This is a genomic window from Alteromonas sp. 4NS20-0143 (genome assembly GCF_057542855.1).
On sequence record NZ_BAAJLR010000003.1, the window covers coordinates 84,331 to 104,645 of the forward strand.

13 protein-coding genes and 5 tRNA genes are annotated in these 20,315 nt (G+C 44.1%); 7 read left to right on the forward strand and 11 right to left on the reverse strand.

Annotated features, from left to right (window positions below):
- Window positions 1-96: 96 nt before the first annotated feature.
- The 3 genes from AC27HD_RS07665 to AC27HD_RS07675 all read left to right on the forward strand — a co-directional run bounded on the left by AC27HD_RS07665 (window position 97) and on the right by AC27HD_RS07675 (window position 5,593).
- The gene (locus AC27HD_RS07665) at window positions 97-267 is read left to right on the forward strand and encodes a hypothetical protein (protein WP_032096947.1); all 171 of its coding nucleotides are present in this window, start codon (window positions 97-99) and stop codon (window positions 265-267) included.
- Window positions 268-812: 545 nt separating this feature from the next.
- Window positions 813-2,975, forward strand: coding sequence for a catalase/peroxidase HPI (katG, locus tag AC27HD_RS07670; RefSeq protein WP_487105542.1), 2,163 nt, complete (start codon window positions 813-815; stop codon window positions 2,973-2,975).
- A gap of 119 nt (window positions 2,976-3,094) precedes the next feature.
- Window positions 3,095-5,593: an excinuclease ABC subunit UvrA gene (locus AC27HD_RS07675; RefSeq protein ID WP_487104826.1), complete on the forward strand. Its 2,499-nt coding sequence runs from the start codon at window positions 3,095-3,097 to the stop codon at window positions 5,591-5,593.
- Window positions 5,594-5,782: 189 nt separating this feature from the next.
- Here the strand turns inward: AC27HD_RS07675 and AC27HD_RS07680 are convergent, their stop codons facing one another.
- The 11 genes from AC27HD_RS07680 to AC27HD_RS07730 form a co-directional block, all read right to left on the reverse strand.
- Window positions 5,783-7,675 (reverse strand): SurA N-terminal domain-containing protein, encoded by a 1,893-nt coding sequence (locus AC27HD_RS07680; protein WP_487104828.1) that lies wholly within the window; start codon window positions 7,673-7,675, stop codon window positions 5,783-5,785.
- 271 nt (window positions 7,676-7,946) lie between these two features.
- Window positions 7,947-8,219 (reverse strand): nucleoid-associated protein HU-beta, encoded by a 273-nt coding sequence (gene hupB / locus AC27HD_RS07685; protein ID WP_012518978.1) that lies wholly within the window; start codon window positions 8,217-8,219, stop codon window positions 7,947-7,949.
- 304 nt (window positions 8,220-8,523) lie between these two features.
- Window positions 8,524-10,878, reverse strand: coding sequence for an endopeptidase La (gene lon, locus AC27HD_RS07690; RefSeq protein WP_032096880.1), 2,355 nt, complete (start codon window positions 10,876-10,878; stop codon window positions 8,524-8,526).
- A gap of 399 nt (window positions 10,879-11,277) precedes the next feature.
- Window positions 11,278-12,552: an ATP-dependent protease ATP-binding subunit ClpX gene (clpX, locus tag AC27HD_RS07695; protein WP_032096879.1), complete on the reverse strand. Its 1,275-nt coding sequence runs from the start codon at window positions 12,550-12,552 to the stop codon at window positions 11,278-11,280.
- Window positions 12,553-12,626: 74 nt separating this feature from the next.
- Window positions 12,627-13,256, reverse strand: coding sequence for an ATP-dependent Clp endopeptidase proteolytic subunit ClpP (clpP, locus tag AC27HD_RS07700; RefSeq protein WP_032096878.1), 630 nt, complete (start codon window positions 13,254-13,256; stop codon window positions 12,627-12,629).
- A 98-nt stretch (window positions 13,257-13,354) separates the two neighbouring features.
- Window positions 13,355-14,659: a trigger factor gene (tig, locus tag AC27HD_RS07705; RefSeq protein WP_032096877.1), complete on the reverse strand. Its 1,305-nt coding sequence runs from the start codon at window positions 14,657-14,659 to the stop codon at window positions 13,355-13,357.
- 339 nt (window positions 14,660-14,998) lie between these two features.
- A tRNA-Pro gene (locus AC27HD_RS07710) sits at window positions 14,999-15,075 on the reverse strand.
- 43 nt (window positions 15,076-15,118) lie between these two features.
- Window positions 15,119-15,203: transfer RNA gene (locus AC27HD_RS07715), tRNA-Leu, on the reverse strand.
- A 7-nt stretch (window positions 15,204-15,210) separates the two neighbouring features.
- Window positions 15,211-15,286: transfer RNA gene (locus tag AC27HD_RS07720), tRNA-His, on the reverse strand.
- Window positions 15,287-15,373: 87 nt separating this feature from the next.
- A tRNA-Arg gene (locus AC27HD_RS07725) sits at window positions 15,374-15,450 on the reverse strand.
- A 65-nt stretch (window positions 15,451-15,515) separates the two neighbouring features.
- Window positions 15,516-15,592, reverse strand: a tRNA-Pro gene (locus AC27HD_RS07730).
- A 469-nt stretch (window positions 15,593-16,061) separates the two neighbouring features.
- Here AC27HD_RS07730 and folD point away from each other — a divergent pair.
- The 4 genes from folD (at window position 16,062) to AC27HD_RS07750 (ending at window position 20,282) form a co-directional block, all read left to right on the forward strand.
- Entirely contained in the window at window positions 16,062-16,916 is an 855-nt protein-coding gene (gene folD / locus AC27HD_RS07735) for a bifunctional methylenetetrahydrofolate dehydrogenase/methenyltetrahydrofolate cyclohydrolase FolD (protein WP_487104831.1), read from the forward strand.
- A 195-nt stretch (window positions 16,917-17,111) separates the two neighbouring features.
- Window positions 17,112-17,762: a DUF1415 domain-containing protein gene (locus tag AC27HD_RS07740; RefSeq protein ID WP_487104833.1), complete on the forward strand. Its 651-nt coding sequence runs from the start codon at window positions 17,112-17,114 to the stop codon at window positions 17,760-17,762.
- Window positions 17,759-18,475 (forward strand): tRNA (N6-threonylcarbamoyladenosine(37)-N6)-methyltransferase TrmO, encoded by a 717-nt coding sequence (tsaA, locus tag AC27HD_RS07745; protein ID WP_487104835.1) that lies wholly within the window; start codon window positions 17,759-17,761, stop codon window positions 18,473-18,475. The genes AC27HD_RS07740 and tsaA overlap by 4 nt, the downstream gene beginning before the upstream one ends.
- 82 nt (window positions 18,476-18,557) lie before the next feature.
- Complete coding sequence (locus tag AC27HD_RS07750; RefSeq protein ID WP_487104837.1) at window positions 18,558-20,282, forward strand: proline--tRNA ligase; 1,725 nt, start codon at window positions 18,558-18,560, stop codon at window positions 20,280-20,282.
- Window positions 20,283-20,315 lie beyond the last annotated feature (33 nt).

Below are 20,315 nucleotides of genomic sequence, written 5' to 3' on the forward strand. Positions count from 1 at the left end.
TATCCGTTAGGTCGTTGGCATTTAATACCATACATTGATATAACAAGGCCTGAAATAACGTTTAGTCACTGTGAAGTGCGTAGCTTAGGGCCTTATATGATAAAAATAATTGTACTTATTCCACTTATTCTTTCGCTGCTGTGGTTCGGCTACTTGCAGGCAAACAAATATTCTTTAGAGCAAGGTAAGCAAGGCTTTCTCTATATTCTTGTGCTTAGTGGTGTTATCGCATTATTTTATACAGTGATGATATTTTTAACCCATTAACGGGCATTTTAAACACCTTTTCGCCATTTAAGCCTTATCTCATTGGGCTCAGTACTGCATGTCGGCCAACGGCGCTCTTTGGCTGCTTACAAACTAATAACTAGTGCGCCGCAACATTTTTTGGCTTTTGGCTTTTGGCTTATAGTTTCTAAGTTTCCCCCTCGCTTTATTTCTTTTTTATCTATTTCGCACCGCCGATAGTGGCGGTTTACTTCACCTCAGCGCTGATAATTTCGTTGTTGTGAACTTTGCAACCAGCATAGCGTAGTCATCTATATAAAAAATGTTTAATCAACACATTGCTCTTCATCTGTGTCATTCAAGCAGTTCAGCGAAGCGGTTCACTGAAACAGGGCTTAGAACGGCTGATAAAGAATCTATAGCTTGCTGTGATTACTGTGAAATATAATCACCTGTTAAGGCTTTCCTATGGGGCGCAATATAAAAGGAACTATTGAATGTCTGATAAAATGAAATGCCCCATCGCCGGTGGTTACGAGACCATCGAAAGTAAACGTATTGGCGGTGCGATAGGCACTCCTCCTATGAATGCGAATTGGTGGCCCGGTCAGCTGCCAATTGAACTTCTGCACAGCCAATCTCCATCAGCAAACCCGCTAGGTGAAGATTTTGATTATCCCGCTGCGTTCGCTTCTCTTGATTTAGACGCGGTAAAAAAAGATATTTTGGAACTGCTGACCACATCGCAAGATTTCTGGCCAGCAGATTACGGTAACTATGGCCCTCAGATGATTAGAATGGCGTGGCACTCTGCTGGTTCATACCGCGTATTCGATGGGCGTGGAGGCTCAGCGCAGGGGCTACAGCGTTTTGCACCTCTTTACTCTTGGGAAGACAACGGCAACATCGATAAGTCAATACGCCTATTACAGCCTATTAAGCTGAAGTACGGTGACAACATCTCGTGGGCAGATTTAATTATGCTAACGGGCAATCTTGCGCTAGAGCAGATGGGTTTCAAAACCTTTGGCTTTGGTGGCGGACGCATTGACTGCTGGGAGGCTGACGACGCCACCTATTGGGGCCCAGAAACTGAAATGGCCACTCAAGACAAGCGTTGGACAGGTGAGCCTGGTACAGAGGACTATGATCTAGAGAATCCGCTTGCCGCGTCTCGTCAGTCGCTTATTTATGTTCATCCAGAGGGCCCCTTTGGCAATATGGATCCCATTTCGTCAGCGCAAGAAATTCGTATTACCTTTGGAAGAATGGGTATGAATGACGAAGAGACCGTTGCGCTTATTGCAGGTGGTCACGCGTTTGGTAAAAGTCACGGCGGCTCGGATAAATCGCATCTAGGCCCAGAACCAAGCGGAGCACCTATTGAAAGCCAAGGCCTAGGCTGGTTAAACAGCAATGGCTCGGGCAATGCCCAGTACACCACCACAAATGGTATCGAGGGAGCATGGACATCAAACCCTACCCGCTGGGACCACGAATACCTAAAAAATCTATTTAAATTTGAGTGGGAACAAACAGAGAGTCCGGCTGGAGGTAAAGCATGGCGTCCTAAAAACGGGGAAGCTGCTGACCTTATACCTGACGCACATGTAGAAGGACTTCGCCATCCTCCTATGATGATGACCACCGACATTGCCCTTATCAAAGATCCTGCTTATTTGAAAATATGCGAAAAATTTGTTGAGCAGCCAGAACTCCTCGACGACGCATTTGCCAAGGCGTGGTATAAATTAATCCATAGAGATATGGGGCCTAAAAACCGCTTACTTGGCCCAGATGTGCCAGACGAAAGCTTAATTTGGCAAGATCCTATTCCAAAGTGCGACCATGAACTCATTGGTGAAGTTGACATTATTGCGCTTAAAGCCAGTATTCTTGCAACTGAACACAGTATCTCTGCGTTGGTAAAAACTGCATGGGGTTCTGCCTCAACGTTTAGAAAAACGGACCTGCGCGGCGGCGCCAATGGTGCACGAATTCAGCTTGAGCCAATGATCAACTGGGAAGTTAACAACCCTACCCAACTTAAAAGCGTACTCGAATCACTTAAAGAGATTCAAAAAACCTTTAACGATGCGCAAACAAGCAAACGAGTTTCTATTGCCGACCTTGTAGTATTAGCAGGTAGCGCAGCAATAGAAAAAGCAGCACAAGAAGCAGGCGTTGACGTTACCGTACCTTTTGAACCTGGGCGGATGGATGCTACGCAAGAGCAAACCGACGAGCACAATATCTCGGTTCTTGAGCCTCATGCCGATGGCTTTAGAAACTATGTAAAAGGTAAGTATGGTGCAGATACTGAACGCATGTTAATCGACAGAGCTCATCTGCTTGATTTATCGGCTCCTGAACTCACTGCACTAGTTGGCGGCCTTCGGGTTCTAGACACCAATTACGACGGCTCTCAACACGGGGTGTTTACGCAAACACCGGGGGTATTAACCAACGACTTTTTTGTCAACTTGCTAGATATCAATACTAAGTGGAAGCCAGTGACCGAAGACAATGAATTGTTCGAAGGGAGCGATGTGACCACGGGTGAGAAAAAGTGGTCTGCCACGCGGTGCGATCTTGTGTTCGGATCGAACTTACAACTAAGAGCAGTATGCGATGTATACGGTGCCTCAACAGGCCATGAAAAATTTGTTCATGCTTTCGTAAAAGCGTGGCACAAAGTCATGATGCTAGACCGTTTTGAACTGCAAAACGAACGGTATCGCAAATAAGCACTGCTTGTTCGCTAACGCTATCAAGCTAACAAAAAGCCCGGCCACATTATGCTGGGCTTTTTCTTTTACCCGCTCGGACACGCTTTTTCTAAACAAGGATGAAATATCACAAGGTTATGACAACATTTGATAATAACTACGTACAGGTACGGGGCTCTCGCGTTCACAATTTAAAAAGCCTCAATGTAGATATTCCAAGAAACAAAATTGTGGCATTTACTGGAATTTCTGGCTCGGGCAAGTCCTCTCTCGCCTTCGGCACGCTTTTCGCCGAAGCTCAACACCGCTACTTAGATTCGGTATCACCCTATGCACGACGGTTGATAGACCAAGTTGAAACTCCCGACGTAGACAGTATTGAAGGTCTTCCCCCAGCAGTGGGACTGCATCAGCAGCGAGGTGCTCCTTCAATCCGTTCATCAGTAGGCAGTATTACTACTATTTCTAATACCCTACGCATGCTGTATTCACGGGCAGGTGATTATCCGCAAGGGCAAACTATTATTTATGCTGATGCCTTTTCACCGAACACGGTAGAAGGTGCCTGTGAAACATGTCACGGGATAGGTAACGTATTTGATGTTACGCAAGAAAAGCTCGTGCCCGACCCTAGTTTAACAATTAGAGAAGGCGCTATTGCAGCGTGGCCTGGGGCATGGCAGGGCAAAAACTTAGTCAGAGTATTGCTATCACTTGATATTGACGTAGACGTTCCATGGACGGATTTGCCCGTAAAAACCCAAGAGTGGATTTTATTCACCGATGAAACGCCTCAAGTGCCAGTATATCGGCACTACAACTTAGCGCAGACACGTAACGCATTCGCAGAGGGTGAGCCTGCCAGCTACAAAGGAAAATTTGTTGGTGCTAGACGCTATGTGCTTGATACGTTTAAATCGACCCAGAAAGAAAAAATTAAACAGCGTATTGCAGAATATCTAGATGTGTCTATCTGCCCTAGTTGCGAGGGCAAAAAACTGAAAGCTTCGTCCCTTTCCGTAACAATTTGCAATCTGGATATCATCGAATTTTCTCGTTTATCCCTTAGCGATGTAGTGACTCATTTAACCACCTTAATGAACAATGTAGATAGTCAAAGTAACGAACGCGCCATGGTGATCCGTAATTTAGCCAGCGATATTATTGCCCGTATCACACCTATAATATCTCTTGGCCTTGGCTACCTCTCGTTAGAGCGCAGCACAACCACCGTCTCTGGTGGTGAATTACAGCGCTTGAGGTTGGCGACTCAAATTAAATCTAAATTATTTGGTGTGGTTTACATCATGGATGAGCCCTCCTCCGGATTGCACCCACATGATGTCAATGCGTTACTCAGTGCTTTTAGTGAATTGGTAGATGCTGGAAATACGGTTTTTGTTGTAGAACATAACTTGCGCGTTATACAGCATGCGGATTGGGTCGTGGATATTGGCCCACATGCGGGTGTAAGCGGCGGAGAGCTCATATTTAGCGCCCCAGCTGACAAGCTCAAAGACGCACCCGACTCTATAACCTCTCGTTTTTTATTTGACGATTCTCTCGCGCTGACTCACTTCAATAGAAAACCCACGGGATGGCTTTCGCTAGCACATATTAATAAAAACAACCTGAACGACTTCCACTGTGATTTTCCTCTTGGCACTATCACCACGGTAACCGGCGTGTCGGGCTCTGGAAAGTCGAGCCTAGTTAGCCATGCATTAGTCGAGCTGATTAAGCAAGCTATTGGCTCTGACAAATCGCAAAGTACGCCAGCAGGTAAAGACTTGAGTGAATCTGCATTGTTAAGAGGTAACGAGGAAACGCCTGTAGAAGGAACGATAACCAATGGTATAGAGCAGATTAAACGGTTAGTTGTTGTTAATCAGGCGCCAATAGGCAGAACGCCGCGTTCAAACCTAGCAACTTATACTGGCCTTTTTGACCACGTTAGAAAATTATTTGCAGCGACTGAGCTGGCGAAAAAGCGTCGATATGACGCGGGACGCTTTTCATTTAATACCACAAAGGGGCGTTGTGAAAATTGTGAGGGCGTAGGCTTTGTATCGGTAGAACTGCTGTTCATGCCCAGCGTCTATTCGCCTTGCCCAGTGTGCGATACCAAACGGTACAATGAAGACACCCTTGCCGTTACGTGGAATGATTTATCGATATCAGATGTATTGTCGCTTACTGTGTCTGAAGCCCATTGTATATTTGCTAACGAGCCGCCAGTTTACCGCGCTCTTGATGCACTTCAAAAAGTGGGGCTTGGCTATTTGCGCCTTGGTCAGCCTGCGACAGAGTTATCAGGCGGAGAAGCGCAAAGGATCAAACTTGCAACTGAACTAAAGCGCGCTGAAAAAAAGAATACGCTTTATGTGCTTGATGAACCTACCACGGGGCTTCACCCTGCGGATATCAGTTTATTGATGAAACACTTAAATGCATTAGTCGATGAAGGCAGTAGCGTGATAATGGTAGAACACAATATGAAGGTGGCATCAGCAAGTGACTACGTAATTGACATCGGCCCAGGAGCGGGCGATGAAGGCGGTTCAGTTGTGGCGCAAGGAACGCCTAGCGAAGTGGCTACAAGCGCGGTGAGCAAAACCGCACCGTTTTTAAAATAGAAGGTTGCAGGATAATAACCACATTTTATTTAAACGTAATAGCAGCATTTAAATACACTCGACATAAACGAGATTGATGTCGTCATAAAGAAGCCCTCTTTATGTCAACATATTTCAGGACAGGTCACAAACATAAAAAAGGGGCACTGTTTAGTGCCCCTTTGAAAGTAAACTTACTTTTAATACGCGTTAAACGCTTTCTGCAATAGTAACGTCTGCTTGAGAACGAAGCGCTTCAATGTACTGTTCGTACAAACGCTGTCCCTTCATCTGACCAAGACGTTCTTTAAGGCTATTGCCTAACTCGGCTTCAAGTACCGGCGCTGCATTAACCCCTTCTAGCTGAACTACCGCAACGTCACCATTCATGGTGGTTGCCACGTCAACACTTCCCTCACCTTCAGGTGCAAGAGCAAACAAGGTCTCAACAACCGCAGCAGCTAGTGTGCCACCGTTTCTAGGAACAGCCTTTGCCGTTTCCCACGTAGCAGACTTTTCAGATAAAAGCGCTGATACATCTTCACCGGCTCTTACTTTCACAGCAACATCTGAAGCCCAAGCCTGTGCAGCTTCTCTTGACTTCGTTGATTTTACTGAAGCGGTAATACTGTCGCGTACTTCATCCAGTGACTGTGTGCGCTGTGGCTCATGCTCAATGACACGAATCGCAACAATGTTTTCATCATCTAACTCGATGATGTCGCTGTTAAGACGCTCTTCGATAAGTTCTGGAGAAAAAGCGTCGTCTAATAGCGCCGGAAGATTTAACTCTTCTGGTGCCGTATTGCGACTGAATAACGCTGTTTCTTGCACTGGAAGATTAACCGCGTTAGCTGCATCTTCTAGTGTGTCAGGTACTTCAAACGCTATCTCGGCCAATGTATTTTGAAGCTCAAAATACTTTTCCATTGCTTGGTCGTAAAGCAACGACTCGCGAATATCACTGGCTACTTCTTCAAATGATTTAGTTTGCGCTTCATTGATATCAGTCAGTTTGATGATGTGGAAACCAAAATCCGTTTCAACAATATCAGATACGTCGCCTACGCTATCTAATGCAAATGCCGCCTCATCAAATTCAGCGTCCATCATTTCTGGCGTTATAAAGTCTAAGTCACCACCATTTTCAGCAGAAAAAGTATCGTCTGAATTTTCTGATGCCAGTGTGGCAAAGTCAGCACCGTTATCAAGCTGGGCTTTTAGTGCCTCTACTTCCGCTCTTGCAGCATCAACATCATCACCTGATTCGATCAAGATATGAGAAACGCGGCGTTCTTCTTCTTTACCGTAGCTAGGTAAATTCGCTTCGTAATAAGTACGAACTGCATCATCGTCTACAGACACTCTACCTTTAAGGTCTTCTACACTTAACTTCACATAAGCAAGCTTAACTTTTTCTTCGGTATCAAACGATGCAATGTTGTTGTTATAAAACGTTTCGATGTCGGCTTCAGACACTTCTACCGAATCGGCAAAGCTAGCAGCGCTTACCATTAGGTATTTTGCGTCGCGAGTTTGGCGTTGAAGCATGTTTGCCTCTTCCACTTCACTATCTAGTGCAAAAGCTGAGGTAGTCAGTGCAGCAGCCAACTGATTTTGTGTCATTTGAATGCGAAGGTAATTACGAAAATCTGCAGGTGAGAAACCGTTTTGACGAAGGATAGTTTGAAAACGTTCGTTATCAAATTGACCGCCAAATTGAAATTCTGGCATTTGCACTATGGTTTCGCGAATTTGTTCATCGCTTACACGCAAACCAATCTCTGATGCTTGTTGCTGAATTAGCTTTTCTGAAATTAAGCGATCCAACGCACTACGTCTAAAGTTTGCAAGGTACTCTTCACTGGAAAATAGTTGAGCTACGCTTTCGCCAAACTGTGATTCCATTTGCGCGCGCTGATTTTGATACGCACGGTCTAGTTCTTGGGCCGAGATCTCTTCGCCATTTACCGTAGCTACTGCAGACGTGCCTGGCGATGTAAGGTAACTTCCTACACCAGCAAATACGAAACTCAAAACGATTAGCGCAATGATTGCCATCGCCCATGGGCCTTGAGAACCTTCTCTGATTCTTTCTAGCATGATTATTCTTCAACTCCGTTGCTTACTACTGATACCTGACAATACTTTTTCGCAAAACGATGTAATAGCTGTCACTGGTAAAATAAGCGATGATTATAACCTAATGCCGATGAAGATAAACGACCTAAAACAAACTAATCTGTGTGTTTCTAAGACTTTCTTATTAGGCTTAGTGCAAGGTAAACGTTATTCGCGGCGGGGTTATTAATTATGTTGTGTACAAATAAAAAAGGCGATGGACTAGCCATCGCCTTTTTCTATATCTTTTGACTTAGTTACAAGCGTCTTTCAGAGCTTTACCGGCTTTGAAAGATGGAACTTTCGCAGCTGAAATCTGAATAGTCTCACCAGTTTGTGGATTACGGCCACTGCGAGCTGAACGTTCGCGAACTGAGAAAGTGCCAAAGCCCACTAGTGCTACTTGGTCGCCGTCTTTAAGCGCCGCAGTTACTGAGTCAGTGAATGCGTCAAGTGCGCGCCCAGCAGCTGCTTTAGAAATATCTGCACCAGCAGCAATTTGGTCGATAAGTTGAGACTTGTTCACTATTTTGATCCCCTTCAATTGTTATTATACTGTTTGTCCAAAAAATTGGTTTGGACGTTATAACAAGCTTGATTGTTAACATCAAGCATCTGTCACAATTAATTAACTTTTAAATTAACCGCTGCAATCCCTTTTGTGGCAAGGCTTTAAGCGATAACCATTTTAAGGTAACACAACTTTTCGGTCTTGAAAGCCCTAATTTTGAAAAAATCGGCAATTCTTTAATTTTACGTACATTTTTTAATCAAAAAGTACAAGAAAATGGCTACAACCCTTTAAAATTAAGCATTGTAGCCATTACTATTTACGATTTCTTTTCTACCTTAAAACTTTCCACGGGCTCCTGAAGTGCAATGTCGAGGACGTCATCAATCCATTTTACTGGGTGAATCGCCAAATCTTTTTTCACGTTATCAGGAATTTCTTCCAAATCACGTTCATTGTCTTTAGGAATAATGACCGTCTTAATACCGCCTCGGTGAGCTGCTAGCAGCTTTTCTTTTAGGCCACCGATGGCAAGTACTTCACCACGTAGCGTTATTTCACCCGTCATGGCAACTTCACACTTCACTGGGTTGCCAGTGAGTGACGACACCAACGCAGTGCACATGGCGATACCGGCACTTGGACCATCTTTAGGTGTAGCACCTTCTGGCACGTGCACGTGAATGTCTCGTTTTTCATAGAAGTCTTCGTTAATACGAAGCTTTTCTGCACGGCTTCTTACCACCGTCATGGCGGCCTTGATTGACTCTTGCATTACGTCGCCAAGAGAGCCTGTAGAGGTCATTTTACCCTTACCTGGCACCGATGTAGTCTCAATGGTAAGTAAATCGCCACCAACTTGAGTCCACGCCAAACCTGTCACTTGACCAATCTGGTTGTCTTTGTCGGCCTTACCATAGTCAAAGCGCTGAACGCCAAGATAATCTTTTAGATTGTCCTGAGTGACAGACACTTTGTCTTTGTTCTTTTTAAGAAGAACGTCTTTCACCGCTTTGCGGCACACCTTGGATATCTCACGCTCTAAACTACGTACACCCGCTTCTCGCGTGTAATAGCGAATCATGCCGATAACCGCGGAATCAGTGATTTCAAGCTCTTTGGCTTTAAGACCATTGCGCTCCATCTGCTTACCAATTAAATGGTTTTTCGCAATGTTCAGCTTTTCATCTTCGGTGTAACCAGATAGACGTATAACTTCCATGCGATCCAGTAACGGGCCCGGAATATTCATGCTATTTGATGTAGCAACAAACATTACATCAGAGAGATCGTAATCCACTTCTAAATAGTGATCGCTGAAGCTGTTGTTCTGCTCTGGGTCAAGCACTTCTAGCAGGGCTGATGCCGGGTCGCCGCGCATGTCAGATGAAATTTTGTCGATTTCATCAAGCAAAAATAGCGGGTTCTTCACCCCAACTTTCGCCATTTTTTGAACTAATTTACCAGGCAGTGAGCCTATGTAAGTACGACGATGGCCTCGAATTTCTGCCTCATCTCTCACGCCGCCTAGTGCCATACGCACATACTTTCTGCCAGTTGCTTTAGCTACAGACTGACCCAGTGATGTTTTACCTACACCAGGAGGACCCACCAAGCACAGGATTGGACCTTTCAGCTTTTTAACTCGTTGCTGAACGGCTAGATACTCTAGAATGCGTTCTTTGACCTTCTCAAGACCGTAATGATCTTCATTGAGCACTTCTTCAGCTTTTGCCAAATCTCTTTTCACAGGAGAACGTTTGTTCCATGGAACGTTCGTTAACCATTCAATGTAGCTGCGAAGCACTGTAGCCTCTGCAGACATTGGCGACATCATTTTCAGTTTTTGAAGTTCTGATTTGGCTTTGTCTTCTGCTTCTTTAGGCATTTTGGCGTCAGCAATCTTTTTCGCTAGCGCTTCAAATTCGTCAGGTGCATCGTCTAGCTCACCAAGCTCTTTTTGAATGGCTTTCATTTGCTCATTCAAATAATACTCGCGCTGGCTTTTCTCCATCTGTTTCTTAACGCGGGTACGAATTTTCTTTTCTACCTGCAACAGATCGATTTCGCCTTCCATAAGCGCCATTAAGTATTCAAGACGCTCGTTAACGCTTTGCATCTCTAATACTTTTTGCTTTTCCGTCAGCTTAAGCGGCATGTGAGCTGCCATCGTATCTGCTAAACGTGCAGCGTCCTCGATGCCGTTAAGTGAAGTGAGCACTTCAGGCGGTATCTTTTTATTCAGCTTTACATAGCCTTCAAACTGAGAGACTGCAGAGCGGATGAGAACTTCTTGTTCACTCTCTTCAATGCCTTCATCATCAATTTGGTCAACGGCAGCAACAAAATAAGGATCGGCTTGTTTATAGCTTTCGATTTGGCCACGTACACTACCCTCAACCAATACTTTCACGGTTCCATCAGGTAGTTTCAAAAGCTGTAAAATAGTCGCTATGGTACCTACCGTGTAGATATCATCAGATTCCGGTTCATCAACGCCGGCATCTTTTTGTGCTACTAAGAAAATTTGTTTGTCGTTTTCCATTGCCGCTTCTAGGCAGCGGATGGATTTTTCACGCCCTACAAAAAGGGGTATGACCATATGCGGGTATACGACCACGTCCCGCAGGGCAAGCACAGGAATTTCAATGCGATTTTCACGCTCAACTGTCATACTTGTTCTCAATTTATTTCCGATGTCGTTTTATATGGGGATGTAAGAGCAAAGTTCAATCAAAACTTATTAAAGTGCGTTAATTCCTTACCATCCCTCACCTTTTGCTTCAACACAAAGCAAATTAGATACGTGAATTAGATATTATCGATTACATTGCGTCGCGTTTATCATTAGCTCACACAAATACCATTATCGATTTTTGCGCTTAAGGCAATAGGCAGAGGGCAGATCTATATCAAAGGATGGACTTTATCGTGCTGTTAGCTCAAATAACAGACAGCTTAGCGGGCATAGCGCCGAAAATTGGACGCGGTGGGTAAGGCTCAAATATCAGTGCAAAATAATGTGCTAGAAACAAAAAAGGCCCAGAAGGGCCTTTTTTCAGCAAATTAATCGCTATTCAGATGCTGCTTTTTTCTCATTACTGTCGTAAATCAAAATAGGTTTAGACTCGCCGCGTATAACAGTTTCATCTATCACCACTTTACTCACATCGTCGGTCGACGGGAGATCGTACATTGTCTCGAGCAACACAGCCTCGACTATAGAACGAAGCCCACGGGCACCGGTTTTACGCTCCATTGCCTTCTTCGCAATAGCGTTTAACGCGTCTTCACGGAACTCAAGCTCAACGTCTTCCATTGAGAAAAGTGCACCGTATTGCTTGGTTATCGCGTTCTTCGGCTCGCGAAGAATTTGAATAAGTGCTTCTTCGTTTAGCTCTTCTAAGCTTGTTACTACAGGTAAACGACCGATAAATTCTGGAATTAATCCGTACTTCACCAAGTCTTCTGGCTCAACTTGCTTAAACAGTTCACTTATTTGCTGACCGTTTCCTTTCGACTTAACCGTCGCACCAAAACCTATACCTGTGTCTTTTTGTGCGCGTTGCTCAATCACTTTATCGAGACCTGCAAATGCACCACCACAAATGAATAAGATTTTGGACGTATCTACCTGCAAGAACTCTTGTTGAGGGTGCTTTCTTCCGCCTTGTGGGGGAACAGAAGCTACTGTGCCCTCAATAAGCTTCAACAGCGCTTGCTGTACACCTTCACCAGAAACATCTCGTGTAATTGACGGGTTGTCAGACTTACGAGAGATCTTGTCGATTTCATCAATATAGACAATACCGCGTTGGGCTTTTTCTACATCGTAGTCGCATTTTTGTAAAAGCTTCTGAATTATATTTTCAACGTCTTCACCCACGTAACCCGCTTCGGTTAGCGTAGTAGCATCGGCCATGGTAAATGGAACGTCTAACAATCTAGCTAGTGTTTCAGCAAGAAGTGTTTTACCGCTTCCCGTTGGACCAATAAGAAGAATATTACTTTTACCAAGCTCTACGCCATCGTGAACATCACCATTGCGCAAGCGTTTGTAATGGTTATAAACCGCTACAGAAAGTACTTTTTTAGCGTGGTCCTGCCCTATCACATAATCGTTAAGATGCTCGTGGATCTCGGCTGGTTTAGGTAAAGCATCCTGCTTTTGCTTAGGCGCAATTTCCTTGATTTCTTCGCGAATGATATCGTTACATAATTCAACACACTCGTCGCAAATGAATACCGACGGGCCTGCTATCAACTTTCTCACTTCGTGCTGGCTTTTGCCACAAAACGAGCAGTACAGTAGCTTGTTATCACCGTCACCGCTTTGCTTATCACTCATTACTTTTGCCTCTGCCTTGCCTGAGCCACACACTAAATCACACGATATTCTGGCTCAGATTTACTATAACTATACTACTTCGTTGCAGCAACGTCAGAACGGTTTGCCAACACTTGGTCAACTAATCCATATTCTTTTGCATCAGATGCATTTAAGAAGTTATCACGATCTGTGTCTTTTGCTACTTTTTCGTAGTCTTGACCGGTATGTTCGGCCATTAGGCGGTTTAGTTTTTCTTTGATATAAAGAATTTCTTTCGCGTGTATCTCAAAATCTGATGCTTGGCCTTGGAATCCGCCGAGAGGTTGATGAATCATCACTCGAGAATTAGGTAGACAGTAACGCTTGCCTTTGGCACCCGCTGAAAGCAAAAACGCTCCCATGCTAGCCGCTTGGCCCATACATACTGTGCTTACATCAGGCTTGATAAACTTCATGGTATCGTAAATTGCCATACCTGCTGAAACTGAACCGCCAGGAGAATTGATATAAAGGAAAATGTCTTTCTCTGGATTTTCCGCTTCTAAGAACAACATCTGCGCAACAATAAGGTTGGCCATGTGATCTTCAACTTGCCCCACTAAGAAAATGACATTTTCTTTTAATAGGCGAGAATAAATGTCGTAAGAGCGCTCACCTTTAGAGGTTTGCTCTACAACCATTGGAACAAGTGCATTCATAGGGTCAAACGGAGTGTTAGTCATAACTACCTTTATTATCTTGCGTTAAAAACAAAAATGCTCGGAAGGCTCCGAGCATTTAAGCAGTTGCTGACAAGTAATGTCAATCAGACAGTAAAAAATTACGCCTGTTTGTTCATTACCTCGTCAAAAGCTTTAGTTACTTCAGTAACTTTAGCTTGCTCAAGAACCCACTCGATAGCTTGCTCTTCTAGCGCAACGTTCTGCATTTGCTGCATTAGCTCTTGGTTGTTGTTGTAGTACTCTACAACTTCACTTGGATCTTCGTACGCTGATGCCGCTGTTTCGATCATCTCTTTTACGCGTTCTTCGTCAGCTTTAAGCTCGTTTTGCTTAATCACTTCACCTAGAAGTAAGCCAATTGAAACACGACGTTTCGCATTGTCTGTAAACAATTCAGCAGGCAGGTCTGGAAGATTTTGACCACCGCCCTGTTGGCTGAAACGCTGCTTCGCTTGTTCGCGAAGTGCATCGATTTCTTGATCGATAAGCGCCTGTGGAATGTCAATCTCGTTTGCATCTACTAGCTTAGAGATAACATCTTCTTTTACTTGTGCTTTAAGCGTTTGGTCTAACTCGCGCTGCATGTTCTTACGAACTTCTGCTTTAAGTGCGTCAACGCCGCCTTCTTCAACACCGAATAGTGTTGCGAATTCTTCGTCTACTTTAGGCAGTGCCTGACCTTCAACTTTCTTAATTGTCGCCTGGAATACTGCATCTTTACCTTTCAGGTTTTCTGCGTGGTAGTCCTCCGGGAAAGTCACTTCAATAGTCACTTCGTCACCCGCTTTCGCGCCAACAAGTGGTTTTTCAAAACCAGGGATCATACGGCCTTGACCAAGCTCTAATGAGAAGTCTTCCGCTTTTCCGCCTTCAAACTCTTCACCGTCGATAGTGCCAACGAAATCCATGACTACTTTGTCATCTTTCTTCGCTTTACGCTTAACTTCTTTCCAAGTCGCGTGCTGCTTCTGAAGCGTTTCCATCATGTTGTCTAAGTCTTCGTCAGTAATCTCTACCGCCGGCTTTTCAATCTCGATGTCGCTTACGCCCTTCACTTCAACTTCAGGGTAAACTTCAAAAGACGCTGTAAATTCTAAATCTTTACCATCTTCGTCTGTCGTTAAATCAAACTTCGGCATACCAGCAGGCTGAATTTTTTCTTGAATAACTGCTTGGTAGAAGTTTTGCTGCATGACTTCACCAGAAACTTCTTGGCGAACTGCTTGGCCGAAACGTTTTTTGATTACGCTTACTGGAACTTTGCCAGGACGGAAACCGTTGATGCGCTGTGTTTTCGCCAACTGTTGTAAACGTGACTTAACTGCTGAATCAACCGTGTCAGCTGGAACGGTGATAGTAAGACGGCGTTCTAAACCCTGGGTCGTCTCGACTGAAACTTGCATTATATTACCTCAACTATACGCCTTTTCAGGCGTTTTGTTTTCAATCCCCTCTCCCGTCATGCTTAATAAGCACATCACTCGGGGTAGAGGTCGTTAAAAATCGTTTATGGGTTCAAAATTGCACAATTCAAATAAGAATTTAAGTGTGTAAACACGCAACTTGAAATAAACGTATTGGTTAAAAAAAGACGCGGTAGTATACAGCCGCACACTTTGAGAGTCGAGAGGCAAAAACACGCTTTTAACATCGTTTTGCGCAATAAACGCGCAGAAAAGCAGAATTATTGAAAATTCGCGCAGAAAGCTATTAGAAATGATAAAAATAGGGAGATAAAGCAGTGGTCGGTGAGACAGGATTTGAACCTGCGACCCCTTGTACCCAAAACAAGTGCGCTACCAAGCTGCGCCACTCACCGACAATAGAAGTGCTGAAAAGCTTTTGAAAGAAGCTTGAACTTATGGTGCGGAAGGAGAGACTTGAACTCTCACGCCGTGAAGCACTGGAACCTAAATCCAGCGTGTCTACCAATTCCACCACTCCCGCGAAAAAGTGGGGTGGACGATGGGACTTGAACCCACGACAACCGGAATCACAATCCGGGGCTCTACCAACTGAGCTACGCCCACCACTGAGGTGTTATAGTTTACATGTGAATTGATAAACATGTAAACGTAAAGATTCTATCGATGTGGTCAGGACCTACCTGACCCGCATGGCGCGCCCGGCAGGATTCGAACCTGCGACCCACGGCTTAGAAGGCCGTTGCTCTATCCAGCTGAGCTACGGGCGCTCGACGAATCTTTTTTCTTTACAAACGTTCTTGTAAAGACCTCTGCAAACGTTGTTGCAAAGAATTGGTCGGTGAGACAGGATTTGAACCTGCGACCCCTTGTACCCAAAACAAGTGCGCTACCAAGCTGCGCCACTCACCGACAATGTAACTGCTTTCGAAGCGTTTTGCCTCTGTGCCGTTACGGGGTGCGAATATTACTGACTTGCCCCCACCTCGTCAAACACTTTTTGAAATAAAAAAATCAACCGCTCATAAAGCGTGCATTCTTGTGTTTTTTTATACAAACCGTATGCTTTTTGAACGTAAATTTGAGGTATTGGCCGTGGGTAAGCCGCGAAAACTTAAATACACAGATGACTGGAAAGCATAATTAAAAAGCACAAATGAAAAAAAGAATAGAAAATAAATTATTAAGCGCACTTGATATCTGCTCTTCTTAATTAGATATTTTAGAAAAGTGTCCTAAGTACTGCTTTTAAGAAGTCAAACTCTCTCCTTATCAGTCTTTAGTCAAAAGCTCAGATTTACCGAAATAATAAACTGGTTTCATATATTGGTTTTGTGAAACAATAAGCAACACTCATTAATTACTTTATGAATTTGTGTTTATGACTGCTCACCTAATTGATGGCAAACTAATTGCCAAGCAAGTTCGCCAGCATGTTGCTTCTTACGTCGACTCATTAATAAAAGCGAAAAAGCGTCAACCCGGCTTGGCCGTGGTTTTAGTTGGCAGTGACGCTACCTCTCAAGTCTATGTATCGAATAAACGAAAGGCGTGTGAAGAAGTAGGATTTATATCTCGTTCTTTTGACCTTCCATCAGACACCACAGAAGAAGCCCTTCTTTCATTGGTAGATGAGCTTAACGAAGACAAAGAAATAGACGGTATTCTTGTTCAATTACCGTTGCCAGCAGGACTGAACGCCGAGCGTGTCTTAGAGCGCATTCACCCGCACAAAGACGTAGATGGGTTTCATCCCTATAATATAGGCCGTTTAGCGCAACGGATACCGGCCCTTCGCCCTTGCACCCCTAAGGGCATAATGACAATGATTGAATCAACGAAACGCCCGGTAAAAGGTTTAGACGCGGTCATTGTTGGCGCATCAAACATTGTTGGTCGCCCAATGAGTCTTGAGCTGTTGCTGGCGGGATGTACAGTAACCACTTGTCATAAGTTTACGCAAGACTTAAAGAATCATGTTCAGCGCGCTGACTTGCTGGTCGTTGCCGTGGGTAAGCCCAATTTCATTCCTGGTAGCTGGATAAAACCTGGCGCCATTGTTATTGATGTGGGTATCAATCGTGTAAGCGACGGTTCATTAATTGGTGATATTGAATTTGAGCAGGCAAAAGAGCGTGCTGGATGGATAACGCCGGTGCCTGGCGGCGTAGGCCCGATGACGGTAGCAAGTCTTATTGAAAACACACTAGAGGCGTACGTAAAGTATCATTCTTAGTAGCGTTCTTAGTAACGTTATTGCCAAAGTTACAACGAGCATCACATACAACCTATGCGATGCTTTAAGTAACGCATTAACCTAGCGCTTCATAGAATGGCCTAGCTTATAGCTGGGCGTTTTCTTACAGCACACTCTTACAAACTTGATTGCTTCTTTACACTTGAGGCACATATTAGCGAACAGTGTTATTTGATGAAACCAGTTGAATCTTCAGGCGCTAAACAAGCGACACAGCACTCTAATGATGAGAGCTCTGGTAACGAGCAATCTAGCGACAGCCACGCACATTTCATAGAGGCGACTATGAAATGGGTTGATGACATTGTTATTCACCATAACTTTTGCCCCTTCGCGTCCTTCGTAAGAACGCCTAATCAAATTCATTGTTGTGTAATTGCAGGCAATACCGGTGATGTACTAGAAGCACTTTTTGAGGAATTAAAGCGCTTAGATAATGCTGACGATATTGCAACAACCCTTATAATTCTCTCAAATACGTCTTTCACAGACTTTAATGAATACTTAGATGTGCTGTCTATTGCAGAGGCCATGCTTCACGACTGGGGTTTTTCTGAGCGCTATCAGCTAGCCAGCTTTCACCCGAAGTATGTTTTTGAGGGCAACAGTATTGATGACTCTGAAAATTACACTAACCGCTCACCTTATCCGCTCTTACATATAATTCGAGAAAGCGACATTACTCGTTATATGAAAAATGAGGATGATGCACAAAAGATATATACCCATAATATCGCAAAAGCCAACGAGCTTGGCTGCCCTTATTTTGAAAAAACGTTGTCGTCTATCAAACAAGCAAAAAACAACAAAGATTCAACAAAATGACGATAAACGATGAATTTCGCATTAACGCAATTGCCACCATAGCAACACCATTCAAGCAAAAATTTGCGGTACCTCGGCAGGCTAACCTAAGCGCAGCAAAGGGAATTATTTCCTTTGCCACCGGTTTTGACGATATCAATATGCTAAAAGGTATCGAAAGTTACAGCCATCTCTGGCTTCTATTTGTATTTCACGAAACGATGGAACGAGGGTGGAAAAGTACTGTTAAAGCCCCTCGTTTAGGCGGCAATGCCACAATGGGAGTGCTAGCAACGCGAAGTACCCATAGACCCAATTCTATCGGTATGTCGGTAGTAAAGAATAATGGTATTCATACTATCGACGGCAAACCAAGATTAGTGGTTGAAGGCATAGATTTAGTAGACGGTACTCCCATCATCGATATTAAACCTTATCTGCATTACGCCGACAGTATTCAAAACGCCACAGATAGCCTTGATCAAATGCGTCCTATTCCTCAGCGACCGGTAGAGTTTTTAGATGAAATTTCACCACAGCTTCTAAAAGCCTGTGAGCAACACAGCGATTTCAAACTCCTAGTGCGTGAAATTTTAGCCCAAGACCCCCGCCCCGCCTATAAGCAAAACACAGAAAGTGATGACAAAACCTATAGGGTAACCCTCTACGATCGGGACATAGGATTTATGGTGAAGAACGGCATTGTTGTCGTCACACAGATAAATACAATATAAAACACACAGTATGTAGCGTAATGGCTCGTACTTAATTAGAATACATAAGATTAAATTTTATTTTACAGGAATACTGTTTTACATGCGCACTAGTCAATATTTGCTCGCCACGCAAAAAGAAACACCTGCAGATGCAGAGGTTATCAGCCACCAGCTAATGTTACGTGCTGGTATGATCAGAAAGTTAGCGTCGGGGTTATATAATTGGCTTCCTTCAGGCCTTCGCGTTCTCAATAAAGTGGCCAATATCGTTCGTGAAGAAATGAACAAAGCCGGCGCAATTGAAATATTAATGCCTGTTGTTCAACCTGCCGATCTCTGGGAAGAATCTGGTCGCTGGGAAGAGTACGGCCCAGAACTACTGCGTGTGAAAGACCGCCATCAGCGTGATTTCGTTTTAGGTCCCACTCACGAAGAAGTTATTACTGCTCTTGTACGCAATGAGGTGAGCAGTTATAAGCAGCTTCCGCTGAACCTGTATCAAATACAAACCAAATTTCGTGATGAAGTTCGCCCTCGCTTCGGCATTATGCGAAGCCGCGAGTTTACGATGAAAGACGCCTATAGTTTCCACTTAGAAGACTCGTGCTTAGAAACTACCTATCAAAAAATGTACGATGCCTACAGCAATATCTTCACCCGTTTGGGCCTAGATTTCCGTGCTGTTATTGCCGATTCTGGTTCAATTGGAGGTAATCATTCTCATGAGTTTCATGTATTGGCAGACTCTGGTGAAGACGCCATTGCGTTCTCTAATCAGAGTAACTATGCGGCAAATGTAGAGATGGCTTCTGCTACTGCACCTGAAAAAGCAATGGCCTCTGGCGCTTCGCGTGAGACTAAGCCTGTGAGTGGACACACTTTAGAAGAGGCTCTTAGCAGTATTAATATTGCAGCGAGCAACGCAGTAAACGTGTTCGTAGTGAAGGGTGCTGAAATCGATGAAGGCAACGCCGATGCTGCGCTAAACATTGATGAAAAATGGGTTGCACTTGTACTTCGCGCAGACCACACACTCAACGATGTCAAAGCAGAAAAAATTGATAGCGTTGCTACACCGCTAGTTCAGGCCTCTGCTGAAAAAGCAGCACAGGTACTAGGTGTTTCTCCTTTATTTGCCGATGCAACCACCTTAACTATTCCTACCTTTGTTGATTCAAGCGCAGCAGCGCTAGCCGATTTTACGTGCGGTGCTGGAGAGCAAAACAAATTAGCCATTAATTCAAATTGGTCTGAAGAGATTAATGCGGTTGATATTCGTAACGTCGTCGCCGGAGATGTATCTCCTGACGGTGAAGGAACACTCGACATAAAACGCGGCATTGAAGTGGGTCATATTTTTCAACTTGGTAGAAAGTACTCTGAAGCCATGAACTGCGGTGTATTAAGCGAAACGGGTAAGCACCAAACGCTTACCATGGGCTGCTATGGTATTGGAGTATCTCGTATTGTTGCCGCCGCTATAGAACAAAACCATGACAAGTTTGGTATTAAATGGCCTGACGCCATCGCACCTTTCAAGGTGGCGGTTATCCCGATGAACATGCACAAATCTCATCGCATAAAGGAAACGGCTGAAGCTCTTTATGAAGCGCTTCTAGCACTTGGTATAGACGTACTTTTCGACGACAGAAAAGAGCGTCCAGGTGTCATGTTTAATGACATGGAATTAATTGGTATACCTCATAGTATTGTTATTGGCGAAAGAAACTTGGATAATCAACAAGTTGAATACAAGAATAGAAGAACTGGCGATAAACAGTTATTAGATATCAGTGCCGCTAAAGACTTTATAGCCGCGCTCTAACTTCTGGCGTTGCCCAAATAAGTAGATGATGGG

Coding starts and splice junctions, on each gene's coding strand:
- AC27HD_RS07680 (WP_487104828.1), bottom strand. CDS start 7,675: ATGCTAGAAAGAATCAGAGAAGGTTCTCAAGGCCCATGGGCGATGGCA.
- tig (WP_032096877.1), bottom strand. CDS start 14,659: ATGCAAGTTTCAGTCGAGACGACCCAGGGTTTAGAACGCCGTCTTACT.
- katG (WP_487105542.1), top strand. CDS start 813: ATGAATGCGAATTGGTGGCCCGGTCAGCTGCCAATTGAACTTCTGCAC.
- tsaA (WP_487104835.1), top strand. CDS start 17,759: ATGACGATAAACGATGAATTTCGCATTAACGCAATTGCCACCATAGCA.
- AC27HD_RS07665 (WP_032096947.1), top strand. CDS start 97: ATGATAAAAATAATTGTACTTATTCCACTTATTCTTTCGCTGCTGTGG.
- lon (WP_032096880.1), bottom strand. CDS start 10,878: ATGACAGTTGAGCGTGAAAATCGCATTGAAATTCCTGTGCTTGCCCTG.
- AC27HD_RS07750 (WP_487104837.1), top strand. CDS start 18,558: ATGCGCACTAGTCAATATTTGCTCGCCACGCAAAAAGAAACACCTGCA.
- clpP (WP_032096878.1), bottom strand. CDS start 13,256: ATGACTAACACTCCGTTTGACCCTATGAATGCACTTGTTCCAATGGTT.
- clpX (WP_032096879.1), bottom strand. CDS start 12,552: ATGAGTGATAAGCAAAGCGGTGACGGTGATAACAAGCTACTGTACTGC.
- folD (WP_487104831.1), top strand. CDS start 16,062: ATGACTGCTCACCTAATTGATGGCAAACTAATTGCCAAGCAAGTTCGC.
- AC27HD_RS07675 (WP_487104826.1), top strand. CDS start 3,095: ATGACAACATTTGATAATAACTACGTACAGGTACGGGGCTCTCGCGTT.
- AC27HD_RS07740 (WP_487104833.1), top strand. CDS start 17,112: ATGAAACCAGTTGAATCTTCAGGCGCTAAACAAGCGACACAGCACTCT.